Source organism: Rhizobium sp. AC27/96 (assembly GCF_001692325.1).
Lineage (GTDB): Bacteria > Pseudomonadota > Alphaproteobacteria > Rhizobiales > Rhizobiaceae > Rhizobium.
This window is the reverse complement of sequence record NZ_LXKN01000001.1, coordinates 310,873-325,663: the sequence shown is the minus strand read 5'-3', so window position 1 is coordinate 325,663 and position 14,791 is coordinate 310,873. Positions and strand designations below refer to the sequence as shown.

10 protein-coding genes are annotated in these 14,791 nt (G+C 60.6%); 6 read left to right on the top strand and 4 right to left on the bottom strand.

All coding sequences use genetic code 11. The annotated features are described in order from the left end of the window. Positions 1–90: 90 nt before the first annotated feature. From A6U86_RS01640 to A6U86_RS35530, 4 genes are all read left to right on the top strand, one after another. Positions 91–1,380, top strand: a complete 1,290-nt coding sequence (locus A6U86_RS01640) for an Hsp70 family protein (RefSeq protein WP_068385448.1) — start codon at positions 91–93, stop codon at positions 1,378–1,380. A gap of 55 nt (positions 1,381–1,435) precedes the next feature. Continuing rightward, positions 1,436–2,323 carry a uracil-DNA glycosylase family protein gene (locus A6U86_RS01635; RefSeq protein ID WP_068385445.1) on the top strand — a complete coding sequence of 296 codons (888 nt, stop codon included), beginning with the start codon at positions 1,436–1,438 and terminating at the stop codon, positions 2,321–2,323. A gap of 140 nt (positions 2,324–2,463) precedes the next feature. Then, entirely contained in the window at positions 2,464–2,655 is a 192-nt protein-coding gene (locus A6U86_RS01630; protein WP_068385442.1) for a hypothetical protein, read from the top strand. Positions 2,656–2,715: 60 nt separating this feature from the next. Then, the gene (locus tag A6U86_RS35530; RefSeq protein ID WP_174070878.1) at positions 2,716–2,880 is read left to right on the top strand and encodes a hypothetical protein; all 165 of its coding nucleotides are present in this window, start codon (positions 2,716–2,718) and stop codon (positions 2,878–2,880) included. A gap of 99 nt (positions 2,881–2,979) precedes the next feature. Here A6U86_RS35530 and A6U86_RS01625 read toward each other — a convergent pair whose 3' ends face one another. Further along, positions 2,980–3,855 (bottom strand): hypothetical protein, encoded by an 876-nt coding sequence (locus A6U86_RS01625; RefSeq protein ID WP_068385439.1) that lies wholly within the window; start codon positions 3,853–3,855, stop codon positions 2,980–2,982. Between the two features lie 493 nt (positions 3,856–4,348). Between A6U86_RS01625 and pepN the strand changes: the two genes are divergently transcribed. Together pepN and A6U86_RS01615 are read left to right on the top strand one after the other, a co-directional pair. Next, positions 4,349–6,997: an aminopeptidase N gene (pepN, locus tag A6U86_RS01620; RefSeq protein ID WP_068385436.1), complete on the top strand. Its 2,649-nt coding sequence runs from the start codon at positions 4,349–4,351 to the stop codon at positions 6,995–6,997. Between the two features lie 229 nt (positions 6,998–7,226). Next, the gene (locus A6U86_RS01615) at positions 7,227–9,542 is read left to right on the top strand and encodes a PAS domain-containing sensor histidine kinase (RefSeq protein ID WP_068385433.1); all 2,316 of its coding nucleotides are present in this window, start codon (positions 7,227–7,229) and stop codon (positions 9,540–9,542) included. Here A6U86_RS01615 and A6U86_RS01610 read toward each other — a convergent pair whose 3' ends face one another. Genes A6U86_RS01610 through A6U86_RS01600 form a run of 3 tightly spaced genes read right to left on the bottom strand, consistent with a single transcriptional unit; the run spans position 9,543 to position 14,634 of the window. After that, complete coding sequence (locus A6U86_RS01610; protein WP_068385431.1) at positions 9,543–12,503, bottom strand: bifunctional [glutamine synthetase] adenylyltransferase/[glutamine synthetase]-adenylyl-L-tyrosine phosphorylase; 2,961 nt, start codon at positions 12,501–12,503, stop codon at positions 9,543–9,545. A 41-nt stretch (positions 12,504–12,544) separates the two neighbouring features. Beyond that, positions 12,545–13,960, bottom strand: coding sequence for a HAMP domain-containing sensor histidine kinase (locus A6U86_RS01605; protein ID WP_068385428.1), 1,416 nt, complete (start codon positions 13,958–13,960; stop codon positions 12,545–12,547). Further along, the gene (locus A6U86_RS01600; RefSeq protein ID WP_198929012.1) at positions 13,957–14,634 is read right to left on the bottom strand and encodes a response regulator transcription factor; all 678 of its coding nucleotides are present in this window, start codon (positions 14,632–14,634) and stop codon (positions 13,957–13,959) included. Before A6U86_RS01600 ends, A6U86_RS01605 begins: the two co-directional genes overlap by 4 nt. Positions 14,635–14,791 lie beyond the last annotated feature (157 nt).

Genomic DNA, 14,791 nt, shown 5'->3' with positions numbered 1-14,791 from the left:
TGAGGCGCGCTCTTTGCGACAAGGGCGCGTCTCGCGCCTCACAGGGGTTTCGCCCCAATCCAGAAAATTTCGACGGAAGGGAGTGCGGGCATGGCTCGGGCGCTTGGTTTCGACTTTGGCACGACGAACACGGTTCTGGCGATGGCCGATGGACCCGACACACGGTCCGTCGCCTTCAATAGTGCAGCAGGCACCACCGATAGCATGCGCACGGCGCTCTCCTTCATGAAGGATCCGGGGCTGGGTGCCGCGGCGCTGAAGGTCGAGGCCGGGCATGCGGCCATCCGACAGTTCATCGACAATCCCGGCGACTGTCGCTTTCTGCAGTCGATCAAGACCTTTGCGGCAAGCGCGCTTTTCCAGGGCACGCTGATTTACGCCAAGCGCCATCGTTTCGAAGATCTGATGGAAATATTCGTCCGGCGCCTGCGCGCCTATGCCGAAGACGGCTGGCCAACCGACGTCTCGCGCATCGTGGCCGGGCGGCCGGTGCATTTTGCCGGCGCCAATCCGGACCCGGCGCTCGCCACGGAGCGCTACAATGAGGCCCTCTCCCGCTTCGGCTTTCCCGAAATCCACTATGTCTACGAACCGGTGGCGGCGGCCTTCTACTTCGCCCAGCATCTGAAAAAGGATGCGACGGTACTGGTTGCCGACTTCGGTGGCGGCACGACCGACTATTCGCTCATCCGCTTCGAGACCCATGCCGGAAAGCTCACCGCCAACCCGATCGGCCATTCCGGTGTCGGCATCGCCGGCGATCACTTCGACTTCCGGATGATCGACAACATCGTCTCGCCGGCAATCGGCAAGGGCAGCTACTTCCGGAGCTTCGACAAGCTTCTGGAAATGCCGAACTCCTATTACGCCAACTTCGGCCGCTGGAACCAGCTTTCGATCTTCAAGACCTCGCGCGAATATGCCGATCTGAAGACGCTGGTGCGCAGCAGCCTGGAGCCCGAGAAGCTGGAGACCTTCATTGAGCTCGTCGAGCATGATGAGGGCTATCCGCTCTACCAGGCCGTGTCGGCAACGAAGATGGCGCTTTCTTCTCAGGAAGAAGCCGAATTCAACTTCCCGCCGCTCGGCAAGGCAGGCCACAGACAGGTTCGCCGCGCCGATTTCGAAAGCTGGATCGCAGAAGATCTGGCCCGAATCGAAGGGGCGCTGGACGACGTGCTGACAACGACCAACACACCGCCCGAAGCAATCGACAAGGTGTTCCTGACCGGCGGTACGTCCTTCGTGCCGGCGGTGCGGCGCATCTTCACCGAGCGTTTCGGCCAGGAACGCATCGAGACGGGTGGCGAACTCCTGTCGATCGCGCACGGACTTGCCCTGATCGGCGAACGTGAAGATATCGCCCAGTGGACGGCGTGAGATAGCAAGCACCCCTGCCCTTTCGCTCGCGCGCCGCTTTGGCTAGAGTTGCCCCATGATTTCCGCCAGCGACCTCACACCGGCCGAGCTTGCCGCCCTTCTGCATTTTCATGCGGATGCCGGTGTCGATTGGCTGCTGGAAGAACAGCCGGTCGATCGGTTCGCCGAATTCGAGGCCATGCGTGCCGCACGACAGGGTGCAAGAGCGCCACAGCCGCGAGCCGAGGCGCCGCCGCCTGCCGCAAAGGCACAGCCGGACCGACGTCAGGCTGCCAAGCCCGCGGTCGCCTCGCCGGCGCCGGCGCCACGCAATACGCCCGCCATCCCCGACGAGCAGGCTGTCGAACAAGCCCGATTCGCGGCTGAAAGCGCGCGGTCACTCGGCGAGCTGAAGACTGCGCTCGAGGCCTTCAGCAGCTGCAATCTCAAGAACAGCGCCCGCTCGACGATCTTTGCAAGCGGCACGGCGGAAGGCCGGGTCATGGTGATCGGCCCAATGCCAAGTGCCGATGACGATCGGGAGGGCGCGCCGTTTGCCGGTCGTGCCGGACTGTTGCTCGACAAGATGCTGGCAGCTATCGGCCTGCAGCGAGACAATATCCTGCTGACCAACGTCATCCCATGGCGTCCGCCGGGCAACCGCGCACCCTCCGCCCCGGAAATCGAGATATGCCGCCCGTTCATAGAACGGCAGATCGCGCTTGCCGAACCGAAAGCCTTGCTGTTGCTTGGAAATTTCACCGCGCGCCACTTTTTCGGAAGCGCCGAAACCATTCACGGCCTGCGCGGGCAATGGCGCGATATCGACATTCTCGGCCGAACGATACCGGCGATTGCCAGCCTTCATCCCCAGGAATTGCTTACCGCGCCCATCAACAAGCGGCTGGCATGGAATGATCTACTGGCCTTCAAGAATCATCTCGGCGCCGAAATATTAGGCTGATTTTCGCGTACATTAACGAAAAATGACATAAGCTATGAACTAGTTGCATGCCAGTCTTTCGGTGTTGTGCATTGCAAACTCAATGTTGCATTGCAATATATAGCAGTGTCTTGGGAGGAATCTCTAAAGGAACCAAGGCAATGACTGCACGTTTTCGCCCTATACACTGCGGGTTTGATACCCTGCGCCGCGCCATCGATCCCGTGCGCGCCATAAACGGACATCGCAACCTCGGCATCGCCGCCAATGAGCAGATGACTGCGCGAGGAACAGGCGTTTCGGCCCGCATCGGCCGTCCAGCCGTCATTTTCGCCGATTTCCGCGCCTGCTGATTAACAGGCGCGAAAGTCGCGTCTGCACGGCACACCACTTTGTTTTCCAGGAATTGCATCATGTCTTCGGGTTTGCGTTCGCTTATCACTCTCTTCGGTTCGGTCGGCCATATCGGCTCCGCGGTGCGGGCAGCCGAGGAATTCGAACGGGCGCGCGGCCTTCGGAAGGACGACTGCCGAGACGCAAGCCCGGCACGGGCAGCAGCGACCGGTATTCCCCTCTAGGAAATCCAGCCGAGGGGATCAGCAAGCCCGCGATCATGCCCTGCCCTGACGGCAGCGCCTGAAGAGCTAGGCCAGGACCTCGCCAATATTCCCATCACATCATTGCTTCGGATCATTGCCTGCCGTGACGGACAGAGCCCAGGCGAAAGCCTCGTCGACGGCCGCCAGCTTTACCGCCTGCCATCCGCAATATTGATCCAGGAAATGGCGCGATATCCACATGCGCGTCTTCTTGGCTTCGTCGTGCCAGCCAATGTCGCCGCGATCGGCCGATTTGCGCAAGAGACGCTGCAGATGAGTGCGCGATATCATGAAATGTGCAGCAAGGGCGCGCGCATCGACGCGCCCGATATCGATTCGATCCGCATTCTCGTTCGTCAAATCCATTTGCGATATGATGTAGTCGACGACGAGACCGCCTGCCTCCGTCCAGAGAAACAGGCCAATGCATTCCGGCGGCTCGCGCCAGACTTCCGTGTCCAGGCAATGGCGTGCCATGCGCGGCTGCGCCAGATCCAGCAATGCCGGAGACGAGGCCAGCGCTGCGGCCCGGCCACCATCGTCAAGCAGATCGAGCGCCGCCAGATTGGATAGATACCACCCGAACATCGCCGTGTGACTAATTTCGGCCGGCACATAACGCCGCGGACGCCTGGTATGGCCGGGAGCGAGCATGATGAAGCGATAGTTGAGCAATTCGTCGACGAAGCTCAAAACGGTATTGCGGCTGGCAACGCGATGATGCGTAATCAGATCACGAAGACCGACAACGGTCAGCCCGGAGCCAGGCAGGGCCGGGTTGTACTCAAGATGAAGCGCGTAGGCCGTCTGGGTAAGCAGCCAGCGCTGATGCGAAGCGAGTACACGCGCGATCCTGGGGCCATGGTCATAGCGATTTCGCAACGCTTCCGCGAGAAAGCGGAGCGCCACGAGAAATTTGGGATGACGAGCAAGCTGCTCGATGGAAAAGCTCAATCGGGCCTCCTTGGGGTGCCCATTTCAATTATCAACAAAGGGAGGATGTTTCATTTTTGTGAACGAGTTCACTGGAATCGATCATAATTCCAACATCTAATAGCATGCTATAGTTATGCAGAGGGCCTTTTATCGCAAGAGGTTAAACAAATAATTTACTCTAAGTAACTGCCCTCTGGCCGAATATGATGTTTCCAGAAGACAGCACAGCAACGATAGGCCGTCAATTCCCACGGCAACAACCGCGTAAGCACCCGTAAAAACAGATGGGTAATGCAAACGAAACATTGGATATACATCCAAAAGTGGTGCCTGCCCTGATAAGAAAACTGGCTCACCAAGTGAATACTTACTGTGCCGCGACAAAACATTATGGAGTGATGATATGACTTTAACTTTGGTTCAGATTTCGATGTAATGATGCGCCGACCTTCAACCCGGGGCAGCGCTTCGGATTGCACCCGAACAGCATAAGCCTTGATCAGGATTGACCATGCGAACAGACACCGGCCAGATCATTTCTCTGGCAGACTATCGTCCCACCGACTTCGTTCTGGAACGCGTGGACCTTACCTTCGATCTGCATCCGACCGAGACCAAGGTGGAGGCGCGGCTGATCTTTCACCGCCGCGAGGGCACCGATCCAAAAGCGCCGCTGGTGCTCGATGGGGATGAACTCGTCCTTTCCGGCTTGCTCATCGATCAGGACGAAGTACCGGCCGACCGATACGAAGCCTCGCCCGACAGCCTGACCATTCGCGGCCTGCCGGAAAGCAACCCTTTCGAATTGACGATCACCACGGTGATCAATCCGGAGGCCAATACGCAGTTGATGGGCCTCTACCGCACCGGTGGGGTCTATTGCACACAGTGCGAGGCCGAAGGCTTCCGCCGCATCACCTATTTCCCCGACCGGCCGGATGTTCTCGCGCCCTATACCGTCAACATCATCGCCGATAAGGCGGCAAACCCGCTGCTGCTGTCGAACGGCAATTTTCTTGGCGGCGCCGGCTATGGCGAAGGCAGGCATTTCGCCGCCTGGTTCGATCCGCATCCCAAGCCCAGTTACCTCTTCGCGCTCGTCGCCGGTGACCTCGGTGTCGTCGAGGATACGTTCACGACCATATCCGGCCGCGAAGTGGCCTTGAAGATCTATGTCGAGCACGGCAAGGAGCAGCGTGCGACCTATGCCATGGATGCCTTGAAGCGCTCGATGGCGTGGGACGAAGAGCGGTTCGGCCGCGAATACGATCTCGACATCTTCATGATCGTTGCCGTGTCGGACTTCAACATGGGGGCGATGGAGAACAAGGGTCTCAACGTCTTCAACGACAAATATGTCCTGGCCGATCCCGACACAGCCACCGACGCCGACTACGCCAATATTGAGCGGATCATCGCGCATGAATATTTCCACAACTGGACGGGCAACCGCATCACCTGCCGCGACTGGTTCCAGCTCTGCCTCAAGGAAGGCCTGACGGTCTATCGCGACCACGAATTTTCCGCCGACCAGCGCTCGCGCCCGGTCACACGCATCGCCGAGGTTCGTCATCTGAAGTCGGAGCAGTTTCCGGAGGATAGCGGTCCGCTGGCCCATCCGGTACGCCCGACAACCTATCGCGAGATCAACAATTTCTACACGACGACGGTCTACGAGAAGGGCAGCGAAGTCACCAGCATGGTCGCCACCCTGCTCGGCCGCGAGCTGTTCAAGAAGGGCATGGATCTCTATTTCGATCGCCACGACGGACAGGCTGTCACCATCGAAGATTTCGTCAGATGTTTCGAGGATGTCAGCCACCGCGATCTCACGCAGTTTTCGCTTTGGTATCACCAGGCCGGCACGCCTCTCGTGACCGCCTCGGGCGACTATGATGCTGCCGCCAAGACCTTCACGCTGGCGCTGGAACAAATGCAGCCGGCGACGCCGGGCCAGACGGCCAAGAAGCCGCTGCATATTCCCCTGCGCCTGGCGCTGATTGACGAAAGCGGCGCTGCGATCGTCCCGACCTCCGTGACCGGCGCCGAACTGACCGATGATGTGCTGCATCTCACGGAAAAAGCGCAGACGGTGGTCTTCCACGGCATTCCGTCGCGGCCGGTCCTGTCGCTCAACCGCAGCTTCTCGACGCCGATCAACCTGCAATTCAATCAAAGTGCACGGGATCTGGCGCTAATCGCTCGCTACGAGACCGACCATTTCGCTCGCTGGCAGGCTTTGATCGACCTTGGGCTGCCCAATCTGCTGCAGGCGGCTCGCGACGCGCGCCAGGGCAATGCCGTCACCTGCGATACCGCCTTCATCGATGCGCTGCTGGCAGCGGCAAGCGACGACAGCCTTGAGCCGGCCTTCCGCGCTCAGGCGCTGGCCTTGCCGAGCGAAGCCGACATCGGTCGCGAGCTTGGCGGCGATAACGATCCGGATGCCATCCATACCGCCCGTCAAGCGATCCTCAAGTTGGTCGCCGAGACCGGCAAGGATATCTTTACAGCGCTCTATGAGAGTATGCAGACATCAGGCCCATTCAGCCCGGATGCCGCAAGCGCCGGCCGCAGAGCGCTGCGCAATACCGCCCTCACCTATCTGTCGCTGCTGGACGATACGCCGGCCCGGGCAAAGGCCGCTTACGATTCGGCAAATAACATGACCGATCTCAGCGCCGCGCTGACCATTCTTGCGCACCGCTTTCCCGAGACGGCGGAGACTGCAGCGGCGCTGGAGCATTTCCGCAACCGCTTCTCCGAAAATGCCCTGGTCGTCGACAAGTGGTTCGCCATCCAGGCCGGCATCCCCGGCCCGGGCGCACTTGGCCGCATCCGTCAGCTCATGGACATGCCACTGTTCAAGCGCACCAATCCGAACCGCATGCGCGCCGTGCTCGGCACCTTCGTATTCGCCAACCCCACAGGCTTCGGCCGCGCGGATGGCGCCGGCTACAGTCTTCTTGCCGATGAAATCCTCGATATCGACCAGCGCAATCCGCAGCTTGCCGCACGCATTCTGACCTCCATGCGCTCCTGGCGCCTGCTGGAGCCGGTGCGCGCCGACCATGCCCGCTCCGCCCTGCTGCGAATCGAGCGCGCCGGCAACCTTTCGACCGACGTGCGCGACATTGTGGAGCGTATCCTGAAAGAGTGATTTCGATCCGTCTGGCCGTCGCCAAGGACGACTGATTTGCAGCGTCTTTTTCAGCTTCAGCGAGTCCCGCAAGCGCGCAGCTTACCGTTGCGTGTGCAAAAAATGCTGAAATCCCATATGGTTAAGAAAGTTTTACCTCGCCCTCTGGACAAGGCGAATCACGAGTGATTCATTAAGGCAGATTCGGGCGAGCGGCGCAGCGAATCACACGAGGGACAAGGCTAAAGCGATGGTGGACGTGCGGCGGGCAACCGCGGCCGATGGACGGCTGCGTGTTAATTTCGACGGTCTAAAGTCCTGGCACAGCGGCGTTACCGATCGAGCCGGCGCGCGAGTGGAGACGATTTCACGTCGTTTTCCGCAGACGGAACATATCCTCAAGCGCATCATTCCAGTTCTCATCGTGTCCTTCCTGATGGTCGTCGCTGCCTCGCATTTCTTCGGCATGGTGACGGAGCATAGCCGCATGGCTGCCTCGGCGCGGCGCATGACCTCGCTCTCCATTGCCGCCGCGTCGGCTGCCTTCTCCAACGATGCCAGCCTCTTCCAGGCGGGTGACCGCGGCAATGCCGAGCGGAAGCTCGCCACCTATCTGCCACAGGATCGGCTTGATGCCGGCGCCTTCGTTCTGCTCGTGCAATCGAGCGGGCGCGTTTTCGGCTCGTCGGCCGCAGGCTCCGCCTATATCGGCACGTTGATCTCCAATTTCTTTCCAGAAGTTTCCGCCATCCGGAATTTTGGCGATCATGCAGGCGTCATCGAGACGATGATCGACGGCGAGCCCTATTACGCGGCGATTTCGCTCGTGGGCGATAAGGGCGACTTCGTTCTCTCGGCCGCTTCGATGGAGCAGATCGAGAAGCTCTGGCGCGATGAGCTGACACTCAACGTCACGCTCTTTGCCGGCATTTCCTCGATCCTGCTCGTCATTCTCTACGCGTATTATACGCAGGTGAGACGAGCCCGCGATGCAGACGAAATCTTCCTCGAATCCAACCTGCGCGTCGAGACGGCGCTTTCGCGAGGCCGTTGCGGCCTCTGGGATTTCGATTTCGCCACGCGCAAATTCTTCTGGTCCCGGTCGATGTACGACATGCTCGGGCTACCGGCTGTCGACAAACCATTCGCCTTCACGGATGCGGCTCGGTTGATGCACCCGGATGACAGCAGTCTGCAAGTGTTGGCCCGCTCCGTCACGCGCGGTAGCGCCGGCCAGGTCGATCAGATCCTGCGCATTCGGCACGCCAAAGGCCATTATGTGTGGATGCGGGCGCGCGCTCAGGTCATCCGCACCAATTCCGGCCATGTCCACATGATCGGCATTGCTATGGACGTAACGGAGCAGCACCGGCTGGCGCAACGCTACGCCGAGGCCGATCAGCGTCTCGCGGACGCGATCGAATGCACCTCGGAAGCCTTCGTTCTGTGGGACAAGAACGACCGCCTCGTCATGTGCAACGCCCACTTCCAGCAGGCTTATGGCCTGCCCGACAATGTGCTGGTGCCAGGCACCGAACGCGCCGTGGTCAATGCTGCTGCAGTTCGTCCTGTCATCGAGCGTCGCATCGTCGACCCGGGCCGCTCCAATCATTCGCAGACCACGGAAGTCCAGCTTGCCGACGAGCGCTGGCTGCAGATCAACGAACGCCGTACTCGCGACGGCGGTCTCGTTTCCGTCGGCACGGATATCACCCAGCTGAAGCGCAACCAGGAGCGTCTGCGCGATTCCGAGCGCCGGCTGATGGCGACGATCAACGACCTTTCCGCGTCGCGGCAAATCCTGGAGCGGCAGAAGGCCGAGCTTTCGACCGCAAACACCAATTATCTCGCAGAGAAAGAGCGCGCCGAAGCCGCCAACAGGGCGAAATCGGAATTCCTCGCCAATATGTCTCACGAACTGCGCACGCCGCTCAACGCGATCCTCGGCTTCTCGGAGATCCTGCAGGATCAGATGTTCGGCCCGCTCGGCTCCGCCCGATACAATGAATACGCCAGGGACATCCACGACAGCGGCAAGCATCTTCTTAACGTCATCAACGATATCCTCGACATGTCGAAAATCGAGGCCGGGCACATCAAGCTCTGCCGCGAGCAGATCGATCTCGCGCCCCTGATCGAGGAATGCCTGCGCCTCACCCGCATCCCTGCGGCACACAAGAATATTCTCGTCGAGCAGTGCGTCTCTCCCAACGTCAAGCTCAGCGCCGATCGCCGCGCCATGAAGCAGATCCTGCTCAACCTGCTCTCCAACGCCGTGAAATTCACCAATGATGGCGGGCGCATCGCGGTTCGCACCCGCAAGGTCGAGGATGCCGTGATGCTGATCATCGCCGATACCGGCATCGGCATTCCGAAATCCGCTTTGAGCAAGATCGGCCAACCCTTCGAGCAGGTGCAGAGCCAATATGCCAAGAGCAAGGGAGGCTCCGGCCTGGGACTTGCGATTTCACGCTCGCTGACGACACTGCATCAAGGCCGCATGCGTATCCGCTCCCGCGAAGGCATCGGCACGGTCATCGCCATCCGCATCCCCAATCAGGGCTGATCAGTTCCCAACCGTCGCCTGGAATACCTTTCGGACCGCCTTTGACAGCCGCTTCAGCTCGGCTTCCAGCGTGCGAATATCGGGGCAGTCGCCGGCGCGACTGACCAGCTCGATCAGCCCTGAAGGCGCATTTCCCGGATCAAACGTCCCATCGATGCAAAGTCGGATCAGCTGGGACAGCTCCGAATAAAGGCGCAGCGCTTCCAGGCAGACATCCAGATCGTTGCGATCCATCAGGCTGCCACCCAGCAATTTCAGCGCCTCGGCCGTGCTGAGCCCGTTTGCGTCGACACCGACACCACGCGCCGGCGCAATGAGCCGCAGATATTGCGCGATGAATTCGATGTCGATCAGGCCGCCGGGGATCAACTTCATATCCCAGATGCTTTCCGGCGGCTTTTCCTGTTCGATCAGGCTGCGCATTTCCCGGACGTCTCTAGCGATCTTGGCAACGCCCCTCTTTACCGAAAGAACCTCGCCGATGATGCGCTCGGCATTCAGCACCAGCTCCTCGTCGCCGTAGATCAGGCGAGCCCGTGAAAGCGCCATGTGCTCCCAGGTCCAGGCTTCCTCGCGCTGGTATTTCTCGAACGAATTGATGCGCGTGGCGACCGGCCCCTTGTTGCCTGACGGACGCAGGCGCATGTCGACTTCGTAGAGCACGCCTTCGGCCGTCGGCGCCGAGAGAGCAGCGATCAGGCGCTGCGTGATGCGGGTGAAATAGCGGGTCGCATCCAGCGGCTTCGCACCGGAGGATTCTCCTCCCGTATCGTCATAGTCGTAGAGCAGGATGATATCGATGTCGGAGCCTGCCGTGAGCTCGAAGCTTCCGAGCTTGCCCATGCCGACGACGGCAACGCGGCCACCGGGATAGTCTCCATGCGCCGAACGGATTTCCTTCATCACCGCATCCAGCGCCGCCTCGACGATCAGATCGGCAAGATAGGTGAAGGCGCGGGCGGCCATGTTGCCGCCGATAGCACCGGTCAGCAGTCGAATGCCGATCAGGAAGCGCTGTTCGGAGGCGAAAATACGCAGCCGGTCCAGCACCTCCTCGTAATGCCTTGCAGGGGCAAGAAAGCTCTTGATGCGTTCCGCCAGATAATCGCGCGTCGGCAGTTCGGCCATAAGGCCGGGATCGAGCATGCCATCGAAGACATGCGGCTTGGCGGCGATGATCTCGGCAAGCCGCGGCGCAGACGACATGATGTTGACGATGAGCGAAAGCAAGGCCGGGTTCGTGCTCAGCAACGAGAACAGCTGTATGCCCGCCGGCAGACCGGAGATGAAACTGTCGAAACGCAATAGCGCCTTGTCGGCACGCTTGCTCTCGCCGAAGACCCGCAGCAACTCCGGCGTCAATTCGGTCAGCCGCTCGCGCGCCTCGACCGATTGCGTGGCGCGGTATCGTCCATAGTGCCAGGTCCGGATGACATTGGAGATATCCGACGGCCGCTCGAAACCGAGATGGCGGAGCGTTTCCAGCGTATCGGGATCATCACCCTGGCCGGTGAAAACGAGATTGCCGATTTCGGTCGACAGCTTCGTTTCCTGTTCGAACAGCTGTGCATAGCGCCGCTCGACCGTTTTCAGGGTCGTCACCAGAGCCTCGGAAAAGGCAGATACGTCGGCAAAACCCATCATGAAGGCAACGCGCTTCAGCTCGGCATCCGTTTCGGGAAGCAGATGCGTCTGCTCGTCGCGCACCATCTGCACCCGGTGCTCGACATCGCGCAAGAACCAGTAGGCGGCGGCCAGCTCATCACGCGTTTCGGCATCAATCCATTTCGCCTTGGTGAGTTCCGCCAACGTCTCTTCAGTGCCCCGGCAGCGCAGCGACGGCATGCGGCCGCCGGCGATCAGTTGTTGGGTCTGCACGAAGAACTCGATCTCGCGAATGCCGCCGCGGCCGAGCTTGACATTGTGGCCCTTGACCGCAATCGCTCCATGCCCCTTGTGCGCGTGGATCTGCCGCTTGATGGAATGAATGTCCGAAATGGCGGCGTAATCCAGGTATTTGCGGAAGACGAAGGGTACGAGGTCGCGGATGAAGGCCTGTCCGGCGGCGATATCACCGCCAACCGGCCGCGCCTTGATGAAGGCGGCGCGTTCCCAGTTCTGTCCCCTGCCCTCGTAATAGTTCATCGCCGCATCGACCGGGATCGCCAGCGGCGTCGAACCGGGATCGGGGCGCAGGCGCAGGTCGGTGCGGAAGACGTAGCCATCTGCCGTGCGCTCCTGCAGGATTCGCACCAGCCGGCGCATCAGCCGAGGGAAAATATCGATGGCATCCTCGGGATTGGGAACGATGCCCGCCGTCTCATCAAAGAAAACGACGACGTCGATATCCGACGAATAGTTCAATTCCTCGGCGCCGAGCTTGCCCATGCCGAGCACGATCAGGCCGGATTTGCGGCTCGGGGCGGAGGGGTCCGGAAGCGAGATCTTGCCGGCTTCGTGGGAGGATAGCAGCAGGTGGTCGATTGCGGCCGATATCGACGCCTCCGCCAGCGCACTCAGCCAGTGGGTAGTCTTCCTTCCGTCGTAGATGCGAGCGAGGTCGGCAAGCGCAATCAGAAAGGCAGCCCGGCGCTTGGCGACACGCAGGCGGGTCATCACCTCGCCTTCAGAAGGCGACGGTCCACCGCTTTCCGCCGGCAGCCAGGCATGGCGCGCCTGCTGGACCAAGGCTTCGACCTGCGCCGATAGTGGCTTCTCGATGGCAGCAACGAGCAGCGAGGGTTCGAGATTGGCTGTTTCGCGCAAATGCGGCGACAGCGCCAGCGCTGCGACGATAAAATCCCGCAAGGGGCTCTCGCTGGCGAGCAGGGCCGCAACTACGGGTTCCGCTCCGGCGATCTGCTTGAGATCGGCGAGTGCGGATTTCATCTCCGTCTGGTTCAGCGGTCGCAGTCGCCCAGCCGGGACATCCCGCAGCAAATCGCCTTGCGTCGTCGTCATGCAGCTCTCCCCAAGGAGCAATCGGATAAGGCAGGATTAACCTATTGTTTCTGCATGGGGAAGATCATCGTTACCGTTAGTCCCTTGGCGGTGGGATTATCGGGATCTGTATCCGAAAGCTCCAGCCGACCGCCATGCAGTTCCATGACTGCCTCCACCAGCGCAAGACCAAGGCCGGTTCCCGGCTTGGAGCGGCTTTCATCCAGGCGGAAGAAGCGTTTGACGACGTCGGCGCGCTGATGAGCGGGAATGCCGGGGCCGTGATCCGCAACGGCAAGCGTTACCGCATCATGGGTACGCGACAGTTTGAATGTGATCGCCGGCTGGCCCTGGCTGCCGGTTGCGTATTTGAGGGCGTTGTCGATCAGGTTGAAGAGTGCCTGGCCGATCAGTTCGCGATTGCCCTGCACTTCGACATCCGGCTCGATATCGGCCGTCAGCGCCAGACCCACGTCTTCGGCTGCAGGCTCGTATAGTTCGGTCGTATCGGTGACGATCGAAGAAAGATCGACGGCGGTCATTTCAGCGGCGACCGACCCTGCCTCGACACGGGAGATCATCAGGAGCGCGTTGAAGGTGCGGATCAGCTGATCGGATTCACCGATAATGCCCTCCAGGGCGACGCGGCGACCCTCACTGTCTGCGCTGTCGAGCGCGTCGGCGGCCTTGTTGCGCAACCGCGTCAGCGGCGTCTTCAGGTCATGCGCAATATTGTCGGAGACCTGCCGCAAGCCTTCGTTCAATTTCTCGATGCGTTCCAGCATGGCGTTCAGCGATGCCGACATGCGGTCAAACTCGTCGCCGGAGCCGCCGACGGGCAGACGCTGCGAGAGGTCACCCGCCATGATCTTGCGGCTGGCGCCCGTCATCCGGTCGATGCGTCGCAGGGCATTGCGGCCGATGCCGAACCAGATCACCAGCGCACCGAGACCCATGATCGCCAGCGCCAGCATCAGCGCCTGCCGCACCAGCACGCGGAAGCGTTCGGGCTCGCCAAGGTCACGGCCGATCAGGATGCGAAGGCCGTTGTCGAGGATGAAGATATTGGCGATCGCCAGATGCCGTAGCTCCGGATCGTTGGATGCGTCGGTATAACGCTCGTAGGTGAAAGGCAGCTCCGTCCAGCCGGCCTGACCGAGCACGCCTGGCTGTACCGAAGCCACGTTGCCGGCTAGAATATCGCCGGACGGGCCGGCAATGACATAGAGATTGGCGCCCGGTTGGCGGGCCCGGCGCTCCATCGTACGCAGAAGCAGGTTCAGGCCGCCGATATCATAGGCGCGCTTCACCTGGTTGACTTCCTGCTGAACGGCATCGCGGATCTGTCCGGTCAACAACCGTTCGGACATAGCCGTCACGTAGAAGACCAGCGTGGCGGCACAAAGCGCAAAAAGAAGGATGTAAAGGGCGGAAAGGCGGACTGCTGTGGACTTGAAGAGGACGCGGAAGCGACTCATCCTTCGTCCTTGATCATGTAGCCGGCACCGCGGATCGTCTTGAGCAGCGGCTGGCTGAAATCCTTCTCGATCTTCGAGCGCAGCCGCGAGACGTGCACATCGATGACGTTGGTCTGGGGATCGAAATGATAATCCCAGACATTTTCGAGCAGCATGGTGCGCGTCACGACCTGGCCGGCATTCTTCATCAGATATTCGAGCAGGCGGAATTCACGCGGCTGCAGCAGGATTTCCTTGCCGGCGCGGCGCACCTCATGAGACAGCCGGTCCAACTCAAGATCGCCGACACGATAAAGCACATCCTGCTCGGGCGTGCCCTTGCGGCGCCCCAACACTTCCACACGCGCCAAAAGCTCGCTGAAAGCATAGGGCTTCGGCAGATAGTCATCACCGCCGGCACGCAGGCCGGTGACGCGATCGTCGACCTGGCCGAGTGCGGAGAGAATCAGAACCGGCGTGTGCACGCCCTTGCGGCGCAGTTCACTGATGACGGACAACCCATCGCGGCGGGGCAGCATACGGTCGATGATGGCAACATCGTAGGTGTTCTCGGTGCCCATGAAGAGACCGCTCTCGCCGTCGCTTGCGTGATCGGCAATAATGCCAGCCTCGCGAAACGCCTTTGTGAGGTAAGCCGCCGCCTCGAGATCGTCTTCAATGATCAGAATCTTCATGTGGGCGACATTACCTGCCGAGGGTGCTTCGGTACAACCAGAATCGGCGGAATTCACGGCATGTTGGCCAGCGGTTGTCATGTTTCACCTGCCTTGGAGCCAGTCATCATTGACATGTTTTAAGAGGGGAAGCCGCGCAAGCCGTGGCCGACGCGGC